This window comes from Pyxidicoccus caerfyrddinensis, assembly GCF_010894405.1.
Taxonomy (GTDB): domain Bacteria; phylum Myxococcota; class Myxococcia; order Myxococcales; family Myxococcaceae; genus Myxococcus; species Myxococcus caerfyrddinensis.
Window position 1 is genome coordinate 16,747 of sequence record NZ_JAAIYA010000025.1, and the last position, 19,200, is coordinate 35,946.

Genomic DNA, 19,200 nt, shown 5'->3' on the forward strand with positions numbered 1-19,200 from the left:
AACACCGGCGCGACCGCTCGTGAGTCCGCGGTCGCGCCGGAGCCGTACCCGTGGCTAGAGCGGCGTCGCGCAGGTGCAGGTGCTGGCGCGGCCGTAGCAGGCGTTGGAGCTGGCGGGGACGATGGAGTAGCAGTACTGCCGGCCGCTCATCACCTCGCCATCCGTGTAGGCCGTGCCGGTGACGGTGGCGGCGCGCACCTTGCCGTAGCTGCACGCGGCGAAGCCCTCGGACTTCATCACCCAGTACTCGCTCGCTCCGGCGGCCGCGGTCCAGGTCGCGGTCACCTGGCCGGTGCCGGCCGTCACGGTGAGGGTGGGCGCGGCGGTGGGGCCGGCGGCACAGCCGCTGTTCACCGGCGCGGGCGCGGTACAGGCGATGTTGTGCCGGTTGAAGGCGGCATGGATGGCCGTCATGTGCGGCGTACCGTCGTTGATGTTGCCGTTGTCGTCATCCGCGGCCAGCCACTGCTTGTAGCCATGCGTGGCGGCGCAGCCGTCGGAGGTGCCGGCGGTGCAGCTGCACGCGTGCCAGGCGCCGACGTTGCCGCTGCCCTGGTAGAAGATCTTGTTGCCGATGATCTGCGCCGTGTTGGCGTCGTAGCTGAAGGGCGCGGCCCGCAAGTCACGGGCGATGAAGTCCCAGGCCGCCTGGCGGACGGGGGACGCCGCGCAGTGGACCTGCTTGCCGCAGGGGCCCGAGCCGGCGCTGCAGCTGGTACAGACGAAGTTCTGCGGCGTGGAGGGCGTGGCGGAGGCGTGGGCCCCCCAGTCCGCGTCGCGCACGCCCGAGCAGCGGGTGGTGCACTTCGCGGCGCCCACCTGGGCCTCGTTCACGTTGTAGCCGGTGCCGTCCGGCGTCATGCCGCAGCCCTGGTTGATGGTCTGGTAGAAGCCGTAGCCCACGCAGGAGGACGGCAGGCGGTAGATGGCCGCGATGTCCGCGTAGGCCTCGCTGGAGTTGCTCAGCACGCCCGCGGCGTCGTTGTCATCCAGGCCGTGGCCCCACTCGTGGTCGAACACGGCGGCAATCTCGCCCGTGTTCCGGCAGCCACCGCCGCTCCGGTAGAAGTTGACCGTCGAGCCGTTCCAGAAGGCGTTGCAGGTGCTGACGATGTTCACGTTGGCGGTCATCTGGTTGTTGAGCCACACGTTGGTGGGCAGCCAGCTGCGGGCCACCTCGGCGATGCGGTTCAGCTCGTAGAAGGAGCTGCGCGACGCGGCCGTGTTTCCGGGGGAGGTCCCGGGGGGCACGGTGCAGTCATGGTCCCCGTTGGCGCCCCCCAGGTCGATTGAGCCCGAGGCGGAGACGTTGATGGCGCCGCAGCCATCGCTGACCCGGATGTACTTGCCGTTGAGCGTGGTGGTGGTGGTGCCGGAGGTGTAGTCGAAGACGCCCGCGCCGTCGGTGAAGTTGTTCGGCAAGGCGAAGCCCGTGTTGGCCCACGGCATGGGGGTGTTGGAGAACATGGCCCCGCATGTCGCGGTGCCGGTGCAGGTGCCGGTGTTGGTCAGCGGGTAGACGCCGCCGCGGATGTTCTGGTCGAGGTAGTGGTTGTCGTCCTCCAGCGCGAGCACCTCGCCGGTGGTGGCGTCGACCGTCACCTTCCAGTGCTCCTGCTCGTTGGGGAGCTGGAAGCCATAGGTCCAGACGAGCTGGTGGCCCTGGCCCTCGCCGAAGGCGGCGTCCTTGCGGGCCACCGGCGCAATCTCCAGCGTGGGCGGCATCCACTGCTCGGGAGGGCTCTCGTAGAGGCCGAAGTGCTCGCTGCCCGCCAGCACCGCGCCGTCCGCGGACACGAGGGGCAGGGGAGCGATGTCGACGTTGCTCCACGACTCGGTGCCCAGGAGGATGAGGTTGCCGTGGCTGATGGTGGCGGCCAGCCGCCCGTGGCGCACGGGGATGCCCTTGAGCTGCTGGGGGACGGAGACCTGCCACAGCTGCTCCGTCACCTGCGTCACCCGGGGCTCGCCGAGCTGGAGCAGGTCCACGCCGATGACCGCGTGGTTGGCCTGGACGAACTTGACGAGCAGGTCGGCCACGACGGCCTCGTCGACCTTGCTGACGGAGCGCCCGAGCTGCTGGCGCACGGTGGAGAGCGTGAGCTTGTTGCCCACGCCGTCGCCGGGGATGAGGGGAATGGCGCCCTGGATGTTGGTGACCGCGCCCGTGTAGCTGTCGACGTAGACCTCGAAGCCCTTGCCATTGCGCGCGAAGAAGTCGTCCCAGGCGCCCGCGGCGTCGCGGCTCATGCGGGGCAGGGCGTCCTGCAGGGGGAGATGCGAGCTGGGCAGGGACAGCTCCGGCTTGAAGAAGGCCTGGCTCGCCAGCGAGCCGGAGGTGCGGGGCGTGGGGGGCTCGATGGCCAGCGCCGGGGTCGTCAGCAACAATGAAAGACAAACGGCTGATTTCAACAGTCGTCGCATGGGTGCTCCTTTACGGGAGAGGACTTTCGGGAGTGGGGATGGTGGATGTCTGGGAGCAGATCAGAAATCCCCGACTTACTTATATTTCCGGTTCACTCCTGGTATGTGCCCTAGAGCCTGGGTAAGTGTTGGTTGGCGGACATCCTCCAGGAGGGCGCGTGCGAGCTGGCGGCGTGTCCCGCCTGGCGCCGTCCTGGGCCGCACCGCGTCCCCCGTGGTACCTCAGGCCGTCATTCGGGCACCCCGCGTGCCGCCCACTTCCGAGAGACCTTCATGACTCGCGCCCTCCTCGACGTGTTCGGCCTGGCCGAGCGCACCCCCGGCACCTACCTCGGCAACGGCGAGTGGTCCGGAACCTCTCCGGACACGGACATCGAGGTCTTCAACCCGAGCAACGGCCAGCGCCTCGCCCGGGTGGCCTCGGCCAGCGCGGAGGACTACGAGCTGCTCGTGCGCAGGGCGCAGCAGGCCTTCGTGGCCTGGCGTGCGACGCCGGCACCCCGGCGTGGCGAGGCCATCCGCCTGTGCGGTGAGGCCCTGCGCAAGCACAAGGACGCGCTCGGCTCGCTCGTGTCCCTGGAGATGGGGAAGATCAAGCCCGAGGGCGACGGCGAGGTGCAGGAGATGATCGACATCGCCGACTTCGCCGTCGGCCAGTCGCGCATGCTGTACGGCCTGTCCATGCACTCCGAGCGCCCCGGCCACCGCATGTACGAGCAGTGGCATCCGCTGGGCGTGGTGGGCGTCATCAGCGCCTTCAACTTCCCGGTGGCCGTCTGGGCGTGGAACGCGTTCATCGCCGCCGTCTGCGGCAACATCTCCATCTGGAAGCCGTCACCGAAGACGCCGCTGTCGGCCATCGCCTCCATGCGCATCTGCAACGAAGCGCTGAAGGCCGGCGGCTTCCCGGACGTGTTCTTCCTGCTCAACGACGGCGGCACCACGCTGGCGCAGCGACTGGTGGATGACCCGCGCATCGCGCTGGTGAGCTTCACCGGCTCCTCCGCCGTGGGCAGGCAGGTAGGCGTGCGCGTGGCCCAGCGCCTGGGTCGGAGCCTCCTGGAGTTGGGGGGCAACAACGCCATCATCGTGGACCGGAGCGCCGACCTGAAGCTGGCGATTCCCGCCATCGTCTTCGGCGCGGTGGGCACCGCCGGCCAGCGCTGCACCACCACGCGCCGGCTCATCGTGCACGAGTCGCTCGTCGACGACGTCGTGGCCCGGCTCACCGCCGCCTACAAGCAGGTGGAGGCCCGCATCGGAGACCCGCTGCAGCCGGGCACCCTCATGGGGCCGCTCATCGACGATGCCGCGGTGCGGCGCTTCGAGGCCGCCGTGGAGAAGGCCCGGGCATCCGGCGCCACGGTGCTCAGCGGCGGCAGGGCCCTGGGCGGGCCGGGGAACTTCGTGCTGCCCACGCTCATCACCGGCGTGCGGCCCACGGATGACGTCGTCCAGACGGAGACCTTCGCGCCCATCCTCTACGTGCTGCCCTACCGCACGCTGGAGGAGGCCATCGCCATCCAGAACGGCGTGCCCCAGGGGCTCTCCTCGGCGGTCTTCACCCAGGACCTCCGGGTGGCCGAGCAGTTCCTGTCGGCGTCCGGCTCCGACTGCGGCATCGCCAACGTCAACATCGGCACCTCGGGCGCCGAGATTGGCGGCGCCTTCGGCGGCGAGAAGGAGACCGGCGGCGGCCGTGAGTCGGGCTCCGACTCCTGGAAGGCCTACATGCGGCGGCAGACCAACACCCTCAACTACTCTGACGCGCTGCCTCTAGCGCAGGGCATCAGGTTCGACGTCTGAGGCGGTTTCATGACGAAACCATGACAAAGAGGCGGAGGTCTCATGACCCATCGACCTCCCCTGGCTCTCTAGGCTGACTGTCGACGTTGCGCCGCACGTGGCGCAACTTCCATCCCTGGAGCACGCCCACATGCGCGTCCTCACCGCCTCGTTGCTCGTGGAAGCCGTCATCGAACTCTCGAAGGGCACGCCGTTGGTCAAGGCGAGAGACGTCTTCGCCTGGTGCCAGCGCAACGGCGTGGACTACCAGGGCGAGGGGCCACTCCATCAGGCGCTCTGGGATGCGGACCGCGAGGAGGCCCGGGGCCAGCGGCGCCTGCTGCGGTTCAAGAGCGGGGAGTGCAAGCAGTCGCGCGTGGGCTGGTCCGTGGCCGCTCGCGGGGTCCGGGCGCGTGAGGCCGCGGCGCGCCTGGGCTGGGACGAGATGTTCTGGAACGGCGAGCAGTGGGACTGGATGCACGGGCCCCACCCGAAGGCGATACCCGGGCTCATCGAGGCCCCGCGAGCGGCCTGAAAGCGCCCCGCGCCGGGCCTCCCGGAACGCGGCTGAATGTCAGACCCGACACGTATGGTTCTCCTCGTCGGCACACACGAGGGGGCCATACGCATGAGCGCGTCAGTCATTGATAACCGCGTCGAAATCGCCTTCAGCTTCGATACCACCGGCAGCATGTATCCGTGTCTCGCGCAGGTGCGCAAGAAGCTGCGGGGCACGGTGTCCCGGTTGATGAAGGAAATCCCCGGCATCCGCATCGGCATCATCGCGCACGGGGACTACTGCGACGCGGGCTCCACCTATGTCACCAAGGTGCTGGACCTGACGGATGACGAGAACGCCGTGGTCCGCTTCGTGGACCGCGTGGGACAGACGGGCGGCGGCGACGCGCCCGAGTGCTACGAGTTGGTGTTGCACGAGGCGCAATCCCTCTCATGGACGACGGGCTATACGCGCGCCCTCGTGCTGATTGGCGATGACGTGCCGCACCCGCCGAACCAGAACCCGAAGAAGCTGGACTGGCGCAAGGAAGTGGACGCGCTGGGTAGGATGGGCGTGCCGGTGTACGGAGTGCAGGCGCTCGCGCGCCGCCACGCGACGCCCTTCTACAGGGAGCTGGCGGAGAAGTCGGGCGGCTTCCACCTGAGCCTGGACCAGTTCGCCCACGTCACCGACATGCTGCTGGCCGTCTGTTACAAGCAGTCGTCCGACACGCAGCTCCAGGCCTACGAGGCGGAGGTGGTGAAGGAGGGCCGCATGAGCCGCGGGCTGAACACCATGTTCAGCACGATGCTCAAGCGCAAGACGCCGTCCATGTTCGGTGCGGCGGACCTGCGCGCGGTGCCGCCGGGCCGCTTCCAGGTGCTGGACGTGGACCGGGCCATGCCCATCAAGGACTTCGTGCAGGAGAACGGCCTGGGCTTCAAGACGGGCCGCGGCTTCTACGAGTTCACCAAGACGGAGACCATCCAGGGCCACAAGGAGGTGGTGCTGATGGACCGCAAGACGGGCGACCTCTACAGCGGCGAGCGGGCGCGCGAGCTGCTCGGCCTGCCCGAGGGTGAGACGGTGCGCATCCGCCCGGCGAACCTGGAGAAGTACGCCGTCTTCGTGCAGAGCACGTCCGCCAACCGCAAGCTGATGGGCGGCTCGAAGTTCCTCTACGAGGTGGAGGACTGGGACGGCGAGAAGGCCGCCGCGGCGTAGTCCCCGCGCATCGTCCCCCGGCCCGGGGACGGTGTCCCGCAGCAGATGTGGCGCGTGCGGCTCCACCGCGCCCTATCGACTTGTGGCCACCGCGGGTTGAAGGCGGAGCGCCGCGCCACTAGCTCGCAGCCCGTGCGCTGCTGGGTGCCATGGCTGCTGCTCTGCTCGGGCTGCGGCGTCTTCGAGCTCCACCCCTATGAGCTTCGCGGGGGGACACGGACCGCCATGCCCGGGCGCTCGAGCGGCTGCGAAGCGAAGCGGTGGACGGCCCGCTGCGCTTCGCGGTGCTTGGCGACATCCAGCTCTTCCTGGACGACGGCGCCGACGCCGTGGAGGACCTGCGACGGCGGGACGTGGACTTCGTGGTGCAGCTCGGCGACCTCACCGAGTACGGCTCCGCGCAGGAGTACGCGTGGGTGGCCGAGCTTTTCGACAGGCTGCCGGTGCCTTCCTTCGCGGTGCTCGGCAACCATGACGTGCTGGGCACCGGGGCGGACATCTATCGGAGGACCTTCGGGCCGCCGTTCCTGTCCTTCCAGCACGCGGGCAGCCGCTTCGTCCTCTTCGACTCCAACTCCCGCGAGTACGCCTTCCCGGGCAACGTCCCGGACCTGGAGGCCCTGGGCGAGGCGCTCGCGCCGGAGCCGGGCGTGGACCACCGCTTCACGTTCTCCCACGTGCCGCCGTGGAACGGCGACTTCGACGCCGCGCTGACGGGGCCGCTGGAGCAGCTCCAGGCGGAGCGTGGCGTCTCCGCCTCCTTCCACGCGCACCTCCACCAGTTCGAGAGCGAGGTGCGGCGGGGCGTGCCGTACTTCGTCGCGGACTCGCTGGAGCATCGCAACTACCTGGTGGTCGCCGTCGACGGGCCCGTGGTGCGCGTCGAGCGGGTCTTCTACTGATGGCGGCGGCCTGGCACGTGCGAGGGCTCGTCCTGGCGCTCCTCCTCGCGGCGGTGGAAGGCCGCGCGGAGCCACCGGAAGAGGAGTCGCCCTGGTTCGTCCCGGACCATGCGGCGCTCCAGCTCGCGGGCTCCATCGGCCTGCTCTCCGCGGGGCCGGGCTGGGGCTTCCTCCGCGATGGCGTGGACGCCGAGCTGCTCCTGGGCTGGGCGCCGCCGGCCGTCGCCGGAGAGGACTTCCTCACCGTCACCCTCAAGGGACAGTGGCACCCGTTCCGGCCAGCGTGGCGGGGGTGGACGCTCCGGCCGCTCACGGTGGGGCTGCTGCTCAGCTACACCTTCGGCGACGCATACTTCGTGGGGCTGCCGGACCGCTACCCCGACGGGTACTACTGGTTCAAGACGGCGCTGCGGCCCGCGCTGCTGCTGGGCGCCGGCGCGGGGCGGCCGGTGCCCGCGCTGGGCCTGCGACTGCAGGGGTACGCGGAGCTCGTCGCCACCGACTACCGGCTGCTCCACTTCCTCCAGAGTCCCGCGACGGCGGGGACGGGGCTCTTCTCGCTGGCCCTGGGCGTGAGGGTCCGGTTCTGACGCGGGGCCTCACTGCGTGGCGGCGGACGTTTCCCCGGGGGCCGGTTGCTCCGTCCCACCGCGCAGCCGGCGGAGGATGCGCGGGGCCTCCACGGCGAAGCGGGCCTCCGCGTCGGGCAGCGGGTTGTCGTGCAGGTCGGTGATTTCCGTGCCGGGCAGCCCCGCCCCGAAGCGAATCTTGAGCTGCTGGCCGATGAGCGCATAGCGGGGCTCCCAGCCGATGGTGGTGAGCAGGTAGCGCGACGAGTCCGGCCGAGTCATCGGGATGCCATCACCCAGTCGAGCCGGGTCATGCGTGTCGCCGAGCAGGTCGAACAGGGTGGACACCACGTCGATGTGTCCGGTGACGGCGTCCACCTCGCCGGGAGGAAGGCGCTCGTCGAAGATGACCATGGGCACGTGGAGCTGTGACTCCGTCACGTCGCTGGCGTGGCCGACGCGGCCGTGCTCGCGGAACTCCTCGCCGTGGTCTCCGGTGAAGAGGACGAGCGGCCGCGTGCCTCGGACGGACTCGATGCGCGACAGCAGCGCCTCCACCTTCGTGTCCACCTCGTAGGCGGCATTCCAGGCGCGGGCCTTCAGGTGCTCGGCGGGCACGCGCGCGGTGGCGAGTCCGCCGCTGCCATCCCACGCGGGCTGGAAGACGTCGGAGCGGGGCGGGTAGTCGTAGTCGAAGTGCGTGCCGGCGAAGAACAGGAAGAGGAAGAGCGGGGTGTCCCGCGGCGCCGTCTCCACCACGGAGAGCGCGTCCTTCACCATGGCCGCGTCGCGGAGGTGGCTCCTGCCGGCGTAGTCGGTGCGCAGCCCTCCCTGCACGTCGCGGAACACGGTGTCCTTCAGGCCCATCCAGTCGACCGACGACGCGGCGAAGAAGGCCTGGTGGTAGCCATTCTCCCGCAGCGCCGGGAAGAGGAGCGGCGCCCGCCCCGCGCCCACCACCGCGTCACGCCGCTGGGCCTCCAGGCCGAAGAACAGGCTGAAGAGGGAGTAGTCCGTGGAGCTCGCCCCGCTGTGGTGGGCCAGGTAGCGCGTGCCGCTTCCGGCCCGCCGCCACAGGTTGGGCATCACGTCCTCGCGGAAGAAGTCGTCGCGCAGGCTCTCCACCAGGATGATGACGATGTCGGGCCGGCGGGTGAACCGCACGGCGGCGGGGTCGATGCTCGCCGCGGGGACGCCGGCCTCGGGGCTCACGCCCAGGCGCAGGCCGGAGGCGGACGGGGCGCCGGTGAGGCGCGTCAGCAGCGTGTTCATCCGCACCGGCGCCTGGAGGGGCAGGGTGGTGGCGGCGTGCTGGACGGCGCCACCGTGGGTGAAGATGAGGTACGCGCTCAGCAGCCGCTCCCCGGTACAGAGCACGACGAGCACGAGCGCGAGGCGCAGCACCCGGCGCGGGCCGGGGAGCCGCCGCATGAAGCGGACTCCCGCCCACACGTCGAGCCCCAGCAGCGCCGCCGCTCCCGCCGCGGCGAGGAGGACCTCTGTCTGGGACAGCCCCGTCTCGGCCAGGGCGCGCGGCTGCAGCGCCACCGCCAGCACGAGCCCGTTGATGTGGAAGCCGAGGGACGACAGGACGAGCGAGTCCGCCCCGAGCATCGCCACGGCCAGCGCCGCCACCCCCGCCACCGCCGGCACGTAGTGACGGCCGAGCACCACCAACGGCAGCGCCGCCGCGAAGGTGAGCAGCCCGAGGAACAGCGCCTGGACGACGCCGCCCGCGAGCACCAGCGGGCGCACGGTGGGCGCCAGTCGCTCGACGGCGGACAGGAGGGAGGCGCCAAAGAAGCCGAGCGAGAGCAGCCCATGCAGCACGCACCAGAGCAGCGCGGGGCCCAGGAACGGCCGGGCCTCTTCCAGCCGGCGGCGGAGCCCAGCCGCGGCGGGAGGGGCGTGAAGCAGTCGTGACATCGCGCTTCCTGCTAGCCCGCCCCTGGCGGATGTTCAAGAAGTGACGAAAGCCCGGCCGCTCCTCCACCCAGGGGGCGTGGAGCCGGCTTGTACCCTCCGCCGCCTCCGGGGCCAACAGTCCCTTGCGGCCTGACTGCGACGTCGCGGGCGCCCCGGAGCAGCGTCGTGCCGGAAGCCGGCGTGTCGCACGTGGCCGGCGGTGCGAGGATGGCCGCATGCCCCCGCGCAAGCTCGTCCGGCACCTCGTCTGGTTGGAGTCCTTCGCCGCCGCCGTGGAGGCCGGCAGCATCGAGGCCGCCGCCGAGCACCTGGGCGTGGCCCGCTCGGTGGTGAGCGAGCACATCCGCGCGCTGGAGATGGCCCTGGCGGAGGGGGCCTCACTCCTGGAGCGCGGCCCCGGCCGCCGCCTGCAGCTCACCGCCCGGGGCGAGCGCCTCTTCGCGGGCACGCAGACGCCGCTGCACCAGCTGGACATGAAGCGCCTTCAAGATCTGGCCAGCGCCGAGCCGGTGGTGCGCCTGGGCCTCAACCCCACCCTGTCCCTGTCCCTGCTGGGGAACGTGGCGAGGGAGGCCGCCGCCCGGGGACTCAAGCTGGTGCTCAGCTTCGGCGGCCCGCACGAGCTGACGCGCCAGGTCAAGACGCGGCAGCTGGACCTCGCCCTGGACTTCACGCCCCTGCCTCCCCACGAGGGTGTGGAGTCCGAGTCCCTGCTGCGCATGCCCTTCGTGGTGCTGGCCGGGCCGGACAACGCGCTGGTCCGCGAGGCCGCCTCCCGTCGGGCGCTGCATGTGAAGGAGCTCGAGGGCCAGCCCTTCGTGGACTGGCTGCGGGACGACCCGTACGGAGGCGCCAACAGCGCGCGCTTCACCACCCACAAGGTGACGGTGGTGGAGGTGGCCCGCGCGGAGAGCTTCCTCCTCATCTACGAGCTGCTGCGCGCCTTCAAGGCCTGTGCGATTGCGCCGGACCTGCGCCTGATGCACCCGTTTCCGCCCGACATCCGCGCCTGGCCGCTCCGGGAGGAGGAGCCCCAGGCCGTGGAGGTGGTCGCCCTCTGGCCCGCCGGCTCGCTCAGCCCCGGCGCCCGCACCCTCCTCGACGGGGTGCGTCACATCCACTCGGCTCGTCGTTAAAACGACGAAGCCGTCGGATTCTGTCGGATTTCCGTTTTGCCCAAGAAGGGATATCTTAGCAGGGTAGAAGATTATGCCAGGGGTGCACAACGATGACTCCCACGGAACGAACGATTGCCCGCCTCCCCGCCCACCTGCGTCGCTACGTGGTGGGCCAGGACTACGCGGCGTACACCGCTCGGGACCAGGCCGTGTGGCGCAACATCCTGGGCAAGCTGCGCGGGCACCTGGCGGACAAGGCGCACCCCGTCTACCTGGAGGGCCTGGAGGCGACGGGCATCGGCTCGGAGTGCATCCCCAGCCTGGACGAGATGAACGAGAAGCTGTCGCGGCTGGGCTGGGCGTGCGTGGGCGTGCGCGGCTTCATCCCGCCCGCCGTCTTCACGGAGCTCCAGGCGCTGGGCGTGCTGGCCATCGCCGCGGACATCCGCACGCACGAGCACATCGAGTACACACCGGCGCCGGACATCGTCCATGAGAGCGCGGGCCACGCGCCCATCATCGCCAACCGCCGCTACGCGGAGTACCTCAAGGCGTGCGGGCTGGTGGGCTTCAAGGCCATTGCCAGCGTGGAGGACCAGGCCGTCTTCGAGGCCATCCGCAACCTCTCCGTGGTGAAGGAGGACCCGAACGCCAGCGAGGTCGAAGTGGCCCATGCGGAGGCGCGGCTCGAGGCGGCCAGCGCGAGCCGCCGCTTCGTCAGCGAGAGCACGCGGGCCAGCCGCCTGTACTGGTGGACGGCGGAGTACGGCCTCGTGGGTGACGTGGAGCACCCGCGCATCTACGGCGCCGGCCTGCTGTCCAGCATCGCCGAGGCGCAGCACTGCCTCACCCCGGCGGTGAAGAAGCTGGCGCTGAGCATGGCGTGCGCGGACACCGAATACGACATCACCCGGATGCAGCCGCAGCTCTTCGTCGCGCGCGACTTCGAGCACCTGTTCGACGTGCTGCGCGAGTTCGAGTCCACGATGGCGTGGAAGCGCGGCGGGGACTTCGGGCTGGCGGAGGCGCTGCGCTGCCGCACCGTCAACCACCTGGTGCTGGCGGACGGGCGCGAGGTGACGGGCCGGGTGATGGAGATGGTGGCCGCGCCGAAGCAGGTGGCGCCGGGGCTCACCACCGCGCTGGTGCGCCTGGATGGCCCAATCGTTTCTTCGCGCGGCGGGAAGGCCGAGGACGGCAAGCCGTGGAGTGGCCCGGCGCTGGTGGCCTTCGGCGCGGGGAAGCTCCCGGATCGCGGCCCGTTCCGGCTGGTGATGGAGAGCGGGCTGGAGCTGGAGGGCTTCGCCTCGGACGGCGGCGAGGTGCTGGCGCTGCGGGGCCGGCTGGCCGGGCGCGAGCTGGACCTGCCCGCGGTGGCGAGGCTCTTCGTCAGCACGCACCTGCCCTCGGTGGCGGGCGGGCCGGCGGACCCGGAGTCGTGGGACCAGTGGTTCGGCGAGCTGAGCGCCTTCTCGGAAGGGGACGGCGAGTCCAAGGCGCGCTCGCGCAAGGCCCTGGCCCTGCACCCGTCGCTGGCCGCGCTCTACCGCGAAGTCCGCCAGATGCGCGAGGCGCACAGCGTGAAGCCCGAGCGGCTGGCGCAGATTGCCGCCGCGGCCACGGACTTCCCCGACGACTGGCTGCTGCGCACCGAGGTGGACGAGCTGCGCGCGCCCCGCGCCTGAGCGTCCCGCACGGCTTCTTCGAGTCACCCGGCGCCCTCTGCTCCTTCGTGAGCGGAGGGCGTCGACGTTTCGTGCAATGCGCCGGGCCGAGTGCCCGGACTCCGACACTCCGGAGCCCTGAAAACGCCACGGGCCCGACCCCGCGGTTTCCCGCGCGGACAGGCCCGAGGTTGGCGTCAGCTCCCGCGAAGGAGCGTCTGCTCACTTCTCCTTGGAGGCAATCTTGCGCAGCGCCTTCTGGTCGCGCACGCAGAGGATGCGGCCGACGTTGCCGAGCACGCCCTCGCGCTTCATCTCGTTGATGAGCGTGGACACGAAGGAGCGCGAGGCGCCGACGAGGTCCGCGAGGTCCTGCTGGGTGATGCCGCGCAGGTCCGTCTCACCGCCGTGCGGGCAGCGCTCGCCGTGTGCCTCGACCAGGGTGAGCAGGGTGTCCGCCAGGCGGGCCGGAACTTCCTTGAACGTCAGGCCCAGCACGCGCTTGCGCAGCGAGCGGACGCGCTCGGCGTAGGCGCGGACCACGTCCACCGCCAGGGCCGGACGGGCCTCCAGCTGGGCGCGGAAGTCACGGCCCTCGATGCTCCACACCTCGGCCTCACCGGCGGCGACGGCCATCTCCTCGATGGGCGTGCCCTCGGGGCGGAACAGCTCGCCGAACAAGTCACCGGGGCGGAGGATGGACACCACCGAGCGGGTGCTGTTCTTGCCAATGCGCATCAGGCGCACGCGGCCGGACTTGAGCAGGTACACGCGGTCCGTGTTGTCGCCGGGGCGGTAGATGGTCGAGTTGTGCGGGAAGGACTCGACCTTGAAGTACCCCTTGAAGTCGATGGCCTCCTGCCCGGGGATGAGCTTGTTGGCCGTCACCATCATCCCGGAGGAGGTCGTCTGCAGCGGCGCCACGACGTTGGAACCGATAGGGCCGAGGGGGCGATTGAAACCGTGCATGGGATTCACTCCGGGGAAGGAAGGAAGAGGAAGACTGGCCGCTTGCCTCAGCGGCGGACGGGGGTTTCCTTTTCCAAGTTACGTGCCAGCCGGGAATGAAGTGCCACCGGGGGAACACATTGAGTAATGCCGGGTACTTAGCGCTACAGGACAGGCTCACCCGGGATTCTGTGTCCAAAACCTGAAACAGAACGTTCAAACAGTCTGATCAAGTTGAACGAAACGTTGAATCCGGGCACCCCATTGTCGCGCCCGCGACAATGTTCAGGAAGCGTCCTTCACGGGGAAGGTGTGCACCTGGGGACCCTGTCCCTGTGTGAGACCGTACTTCTGGAGCTTGCGCTCCAGGGTGGGGCGGCTGATTCCAAGAATCTGGCAGGTGCGACCCTTGTGCCCCTTGGTGACGGCCATCGCACGGGCGATCAGCTGCCTCTCGGCCTCTTCCAGGGTGGGAATGAGGCTGGCGTCATCCACGGCCGGGGCGGCGAACATGGCGCCGGCGGGGATGGGGCGGCCGGCGTCCAGGCTCGGGGGGGCCTCCAGCGCGGGCAGGTCGTCCCCGCGCAGCACGTCGCCGGGGGCGAGCACCACGGCGCGGGTGAGCACGTTCTCCAATTCGCGCACGTTGCCGCGCCAGGGCAGCCGGGTGAGCCGCTCCATGACCTCCATGGGCACGCGGGTGACGCGCTTGTGGACCTTCTCGTTGATGCGCTCGAGCAGGTGCTTCACCAGCAGGGCGATGTCCTCGCGCCGCTCGCGCAGCGGGGGGATGAGGAGCGTAATCACCTTGAGGCGCTGGTAGAGGTCCTCGCGGAAGCGGCCCGCCGCCACCTCCTCGGAGAGGTTGCGGTGGGTGGCGGCGATGACGCGCGCGCGCAGCTTGATGCGCTTGACGCCGCCCACGCGCTCGAACTCGCGCTCCTGCAGCACGCGCAAGAGCTTGGACTGGAGCATCAGCGACATGTCGCCAATCTCGTCCAGGAACACGGTGCCTTCCTCGGCCACCTCGAACTTGCCCAGCTTGCCGGAGGTCGCGCCGGTGAAGGCGCCCTTCTCGTGGCCGAACAGCTCGCTCTCCAGCAGCGTGTCGACAATGGCCGAGCAGTTGATGCCGATGAAGGGGCGGGGCTCGTCGTACGAGTAGTTGTGGATGACGCGGGCGATGAGCTCCTTGCCGGTGCCGCTCTCGCCGGTAATCAGCACGGTGGCGTGGCTGCCCGTCACCTTGCCAATCTCCTTCACCAGCTGCTGCATGGACGCGCTGGTGCCCACGATGTCGCCGAGGCGGGCGGCGGCATTCTCGCGGTTGACCTCGTCCGCGCGGCGCGACAGCTGGCGGTACTCCAGCGCGCGCTCCACCACCAGGTCCAGGGCGGCCGGGTCCGGGAAGGGCTTGTGGATGTAGTCGAAGGCTCCGGCCTTCATGGCCCGGATGGTGGTCTCCATGTCGTGGTAGGCGGTGACGAGGATGATGCGCGCGTCCCCGCACAGCCCCTTCATCTCCTCGATGATTTCCAGGCCCGTGCGGTCCGGAAGCATCATGTCGAGGATGACCACGCTGGGCATGCTCTCCTGCGCGGCGCGCAGGCCCGCGGCCGCGCTGGTGGCCGTGGCCACGTGGTAGCGCGGCTGGCCGTCGTGCTCGATCTCCTCGAAGTGCATCTTCAGCGTTTCGAGGAGCGAGACGTCGTCGTCGACGATGAGAAGGGTCTCCATGGCGTCGTCTCAGGTGGCGAACGTCAGTGTGAAGACCATGCCGGGCTCGGCGCTGCCCTCGGCGGCCAGGTCTCCGTCCTGGCCCGTCATCACCCGGCGCAGGGCCGCGAGCGACAGGCCGGCCCCTCTCGCCAGGCGTGAGCCGAAGGGCTCGAAGAGGGTGCCGCGCTCCTCGGGGGGCAGCGCGGCGGCGGGGTCCTTGAGCACCATCAGCACATGGCCCGTGCCGTCACGGCGCAGGGCGACCTCCACGGGGCTGTCCTCGGGCTGTCCCATGGCGACGTTGAGGAGCACCTGCGCCAGCACGGGCCGCAGCCGGTTGGGGTCCACGCGCACGCGCGGCAGGTCCTGCTCCTCGTCCACGCGCACCTCGATGCGGCGCTCGGCCAGCTCCGGGGCCACCATGGCGGTGGCCTCCTGGAGCACCGAGCGCAGCGGGTGCGCGTCCAGGTTCGGCGTGGTGTCCCGGCCGTACTCGGACAGGAGCCACAGCATCCGCTCCATGGTGCGAATCTCGCGGTTGGCGATGGTGAGCCGCCGCCTGTCGCGGTCCGACAGCCCGGTGTTCCGCGCCAGCGTCTGCACCGCCATCTTCACGGAGGACAGCGGATTGCGAATCTCGTGGCTGAGCGAGGAGGACAGGCGCGAAATCTGGACCGGCGGCGCGCCCTCCAGCACCGTGTTCAAGTCGAGCACGCCGGCGCAGGCCTCGCCCGCGTCCAGGCCCACCGTCAGGCGCAGGGGCGTGGGGTCCTCGCCGCCGAGCTGCGCGGAGATGAACTCCACGGCGCGGCGGTCTTCACGGGCACGGGCATCCAGCTCCCGCGCTCGCTCGGCCGTGACGCCGAGCACCACGTGGAGCGGGCGCTCCAGCAGCTCCGCGGTGGGGCGGCGCAACACGGTGGCGGTATCGCCCTCGACGCGGGTCACCCGCAGGCTTGGAGACCAGGCGAGCAACACGGCTTGCAGAAGGTGGGCGTTCATTTGATGGGCCTGAAACATACCGAGTAAGGTCGCGCGCTGTCCTTATGTCCATCACGGCACGTCTTCCGAAGAACCTTGTGGCCTGTCTCCTGTTCCTGTCCGGGTCCACGGCGCTGGTCTACGAGCTCGTGTGGTCCAAGTACCTCGGTAACGTCCTTGGGAACAGCGGACAGGCGCATGCCGTGGTGCTCGCCACCTTCATGGGGGGACTGGCGCTGGGGGCTTCTGTCTTTGGGAGGACAGCCGACCGGGTGAAGAACCCCCTGGCCCTCTACGGCCTGCTGGAGCTGGGCGTGGGCCTGTACGCCCTGGCCTTTCCGTACGTGCTGGACGCCCTGGGGGCGCTGTGGCTGATGCTGGCGCCCGGCGTGCCGGACGGCTGGCGGGTGGCGCCCCGGCTGCTGGTGGCGTCGCTGTCGCTGGTGGTGCCCACGCTGCTGATGGGCGGCACGCTGCCGGCGCTGGTGCGGCACTTCGCCTCCAGCCTGGCGGGGGTGCAGCGGGAGCTGGCCCGCCTCTACGCCGTCAACAGCCTGGGCGCGGCGGTGGGCGTGTTCCTGGCCGGCACGCACCTGGTGCCGGCCTTCGGCCTGGCGGCCTCCGCGAAGGGGGCCGCGGGGCTCAACGTGCTGCTGGCCCTGGCCGCGCTGGCGCTGGCGCGGCGGCACCCGCCGACGCTGGCTCCGGGCCAGTCCGCGCCTGACGCGGAGGGTGGGGCGGAGGTGGCCTATCCCCGGACGGCGGTGCGGGCGGCGCTGGTGGGCGTGGCGCTGTCGGGCTTCACGTCCATGCTGTACCAGGTGACGTGGATCCGCCTGTTGTCCATCGTCCTGGGCGCGTCCACGTATGCCTTCACGCTCATCCTGACGGCCTTCATCCTGGGCATCGGCCTGGGCAGCTTCTGGCTGATGACGCGCGGGTCCAAGGTGGACTCGCTGCGGATGTACGCGCGCATGCAGGTGGCGCTGGTGGTGAGCCTGTGCGTGGCGCTGCCGCTGTACGTCCGGCTGCCGTACTACTTCCGCACCGCGCGCTGGATGCTGACGGCCTCGCTGGAGACGTGGCCGGTATTCCAGTTCATGACCTTCGGCTTCTGCTGCGTGGTGCTGCTGGTGCCCACCTTCTTCATGGGGGCGGCCTTCCCGGCGGCGGCGCGCGTGGCCACGGCGAAGGTGTCCGAGGTGGGGCGGCAGCTCGGCGGCGTGTACCTGTGGAACACGGTGGGCACCATCAGCGGCTCGGTGCTGGGCGGGCTGGTGCTGATGCCGTGGTGGGGCATGGAGGGCAACTTCGTGGCGGGGGCGGTGGTCAACCTCGCCGCCGCGGCGCTGGCCTTCTCCGCGGTGCCAGGGCGTCCGGCGAGCCCCGCTCGCGCCCTGTGGCCGGTGGCGGTGGCGGCCGGGCTCACCGTCGTGGTGCTGGGCGGCATGCGGGGCTGGGCGGTGCGGCTCAGCAGCATCACCTCGCCGCGGGTGCACTCGCCCACGGAGAGCTACGCGCAGCTGGTGGCCGGCACCGAGCGCAAGACGGTGCCCGTCTTCTACAAGGACGACACCTTCGCCACGGTGCTGGTGGCGGACATCCCGGGCAAGCACCGGTACATGAAGCTCAATGGCAAGGTGGACGCGTCCACCGGCAGCGACGTGGAGACGCAGGTGGTGGCCGGACATCTGGGCGTGCTGCTCCACCCGCGGGAGCCGAAGAACGTGCTGGTGGTGGGGGCGGGCGCCGCCATCACCGCGGGCAGCGTGCTGGCGCACCCGGTGGAGCGGATGGACCTGGTGGAAATCTCCCCGGCCGTCATCGACGCGGCCCGGCTGTTCAAGGCCGACAACCGCAACGCGGTGGATGACCCGCGCACGCACGTGCACGTGGACGACGCCAAGACGTTCATGGCGCTGGCGCCGCGCAAGTACGACCTGGTGGTGAGCGTCCCCTCCAACCCGTGGGTGTCGGGCGTCTCCGGTCTCTTCACGCGGGACTTCTTCCAGGCGGTGGACCGGCACCTGACGGACGACGGGGTGCTGGTGCAGTGGATTCACGTCTACGAGAACCGCAAGGAGCTCATCCAGCTCGTCATGCGCACGATGCGGGACACCTTCCCGCACGCCACCACGTGGCTGGGGCCGTATGACCTGGTGATGGTGGCCAGCCGCAAGCCGCTGAACTTCGACGTGCAGCGGCTGGCCGAGCGCATGGGCCGCCCGGACGTGAAGGCGGACCTGGCCCGGGTGGACATCCACGACGTCTTCGCGCTGCTGTCCAAGCAGGTGCACAGCGAGCAGGGGCAGCTCGAGTTCGCCGGGCAGGGGCCCATCAACACCGACGACGACAACATCCTGGAGTACGCCTCGCCCATCGCCTTCTTCGTGGGCAGCCTGGACCGCTACCATGACGAGCGGCGCGCCCCGGACGGCGGCCCGCGGCTGTTCGTGCACGACTACGTGCGCCAGCACCCTCCCACCGCGGAGCAGCTGGAGCGGCTGTACCGCAACATGGCGCGCTACCACCGGCCGGATGACCCGCTGGTTCGCGGCGTGGCGGCGCGGTGGCGCGCGGCGGCCCCGGACAGCCGCGACGCGGCGTTGGCGGTGGCGAAGGCGGCGCTGGCCCAGGAGGACCTGTCGCTGGCCGTCTCGCTGCTGGAGGCCGAGGTGGCGCGAGGCGGACGCGAGCCCGCGCTCATCACCGCCTACCTGGAGATGGTGACCACGCGCCTGTGGGCCACGCGCACGGTGTGGACGCCCGCGGAGGCCGACGCGGCGCTGGCGCTGGGCCGCGAGGTGGCCCGCGCCCACCCGAAGGACACCGACCTGGCCGAGGCGCTCGGCAACCTGTGCAAGGCGCTCCCGGCCTCGGTCTGCGCCGCCGCTCCCCCGGCCCCGGTGGCGTCGCCGGACACGCCCTGAGGCCCCCTCCAGGGCTCCTCTGAGAGCTTGAGTTGTTGCAAATGCCTGAATTTACAGGAAGTCGGCCCCATCCTCCCGATGACGGATGGAGGCGGGGTGTGGAACTGCCCTAGGTTTGCCGGCGACCCTGAGTCTCAGGGTGAGTTTTTCACCGCTTCCCCGTCCCCCCAGGAGAACCCCATGAAGACGCTCCCCAAGAAGAACCTCCGCAAGGCCCGTGGCCAAGGCATGACCGAGTACATCATCATCGTCGCGCTGATCGCGATCGCCGCCATCGGCGTCATCACGCTCTTCGGCGACAACATCCGCAAGCTGTTCGGCGCGTCCGCGGCGGCCCTGGCCGGTGAGGACAACGTGGCCAACGACGGCGTGAAGTCGAACGACCAGCTCAACAAGAAGACGATGAAGTCGTTCGGCCAGAACAACACCTACTGAGCCGAGCCTTGCCCTTCGGAGGAGTCGCCCGTGGCGCACGTCATGGGCTGACTCCACCGGGGTGTCCGGGCTTGCG

General features: G+C 70.3%; 14 protein-coding genes. 9 read left to right on the forward strand and 5 right to left on the reverse strand.

The genetic code is table 11. The features are described 5' to 3' along the window. Positions 1-54: 54 nt before the first annotated feature. Positions 55-2,424, reverse strand: a complete 2,370-nt coding sequence (locus G4D86_RS40975) for a gluzincin family metallopeptidase (RefSeq protein ID WP_163999773.1) — start codon at positions 2,422-2,424, stop codon at positions 55-57. A gap of 273 nt (positions 2,425-2,697) precedes the next feature. Here G4D86_RS40975 and amaB point away from each other — a divergent pair, with 273 nt between their 5' ends. From amaB to G4D86_RS41000, 5 genes are all read left to right on the forward strand, one after another. Beyond that, positions 2,698-4,230, forward strand: a complete 1,533-nt coding sequence (amaB, locus tag G4D86_RS40980) for an L-piperidine-6-carboxylate dehydrogenase (RefSeq protein ID WP_163999775.1) — start codon at positions 2,698-2,700, stop codon at positions 4,228-4,230. 130 nt (positions 4,231-4,360) lie between these two features. After that, a complete protein-coding gene (locus G4D86_RS40985) occupies positions 4,361-4,744 on the forward strand; it encodes a hypothetical protein (protein ID WP_163999776.1) in 384 nt (127 codons plus the stop codon). 93 nt (positions 4,745-4,837) lie between these two features. Beyond that, positions 4,838-5,932, forward strand: a complete 1,095-nt coding sequence (locus tag G4D86_RS40990) for a vWA domain-containing protein (RefSeq protein ID WP_240360768.1) — start codon at positions 4,838-4,840, stop codon at positions 5,930-5,932. Between the two features lie 260 nt (positions 5,933-6,192). Next, positions 6,193-6,834 carry a metallophosphoesterase family protein gene (locus G4D86_RS40995; protein ID WP_240360769.1) on the forward strand — a complete coding sequence of 214 codons (642 nt, stop codon included), beginning with the start codon at positions 6,193-6,195 and terminating at the stop codon, positions 6,832-6,834. 17 nt (positions 6,835-6,851) lie between these two features. Next, the gene (locus G4D86_RS41000) at positions 6,852-7,424 is read left to right on the forward strand and encodes a hypothetical protein (protein ID WP_240360770.1); all 573 of its coding nucleotides are present in this window, start codon (positions 6,852-6,854) and stop codon (positions 7,422-7,424) included. A 9-nt stretch (positions 7,425-7,433) separates the two neighbouring features. Here the strand turns inward: G4D86_RS41000 and G4D86_RS41005 are convergent, their stop codons facing one another. Beyond that, on the reverse strand, positions 7,434-9,329 hold the full coding sequence (locus G4D86_RS41005; protein ID WP_163999781.1) for a sulfatase-like hydrolase/transferase: 1,896 nt from the start codon (positions 9,327-9,329) through the stop codon (positions 7,434-7,436). 215 nt (positions 9,330-9,544) lie between these two features. On the opposite strand from G4D86_RS41005, the gene G4D86_RS41010 reads away from it, so the two are divergent. Together G4D86_RS41010 and G4D86_RS41015 are read left to right on the forward strand one after the other, a co-directional pair. Beyond that, positions 9,545-10,465, forward strand: a complete 921-nt coding sequence (locus tag G4D86_RS41010) for a LysR family transcriptional regulator (protein ID WP_163999782.1) — start codon at positions 9,545-9,547, stop codon at positions 10,463-10,465. Positions 10,466-10,557: 92 nt separating this feature from the next. Beyond that, positions 10,558-12,132 (forward strand): aromatic amino acid hydroxylase, encoded by a 1,575-nt coding sequence (locus G4D86_RS41015; protein ID WP_163999784.1) that lies wholly within the window; start codon positions 10,558-10,560, stop codon positions 12,130-12,132. A gap of 201 nt (positions 12,133-12,333) precedes the next feature. On the opposite strand, the gene mrpC is transcribed toward G4D86_RS41015, so the two are convergent. The 3 genes from mrpC to G4D86_RS41030 form a co-directional block, all read right to left on the reverse strand. Next, complete coding sequence (gene mrpC / locus G4D86_RS41020; RefSeq protein ID WP_163999786.1) at positions 12,334-13,080, reverse strand: Crp/Fnr family transcriptional regulator MrpC; 747 nt, start codon at positions 13,078-13,080, stop codon at positions 12,334-12,336. A gap of 264 nt (positions 13,081-13,344) precedes the next feature. Next, complete coding sequence (locus G4D86_RS41025; protein ID WP_163999788.1) at positions 13,345-14,796, reverse strand: sigma-54-dependent transcriptional regulator; 1,452 nt, start codon at positions 14,794-14,796, stop codon at positions 13,345-13,347. A 9-nt stretch (positions 14,797-14,805) separates the two neighbouring features. Next, complete coding sequence (locus tag G4D86_RS41030) at positions 14,806-15,780, reverse strand: sensor histidine kinase (RefSeq protein WP_163999790.1); 975 nt, start codon at positions 15,778-15,780, stop codon at positions 14,806-14,808. Positions 15,781-15,857: 77 nt separating this feature from the next. Here G4D86_RS41030 and G4D86_RS41035 point away from each other — a divergent pair, with 77 nt between their 5' ends. Together G4D86_RS41035 and G4D86_RS41040 are read left to right on the forward strand one after the other, a co-directional pair. Next, positions 15,858-18,689: a fused MFS/spermidine synthase gene (locus G4D86_RS41035; protein WP_240360771.1), complete on the forward strand. Its 2,832-nt coding sequence runs from the start codon at positions 15,858-15,860 to the stop codon at positions 18,687-18,689. 180 nt (positions 18,690-18,869) lie between these two features. Continuing rightward, positions 18,870-19,124, forward strand: a complete 255-nt coding sequence (locus G4D86_RS41040; protein ID WP_163999795.1) for a hypothetical protein — start codon at positions 18,870-18,872, stop codon at positions 19,122-19,124. The last annotated feature ends 76 nt before the right edge of the window (positions 19,125-19,200 follow it).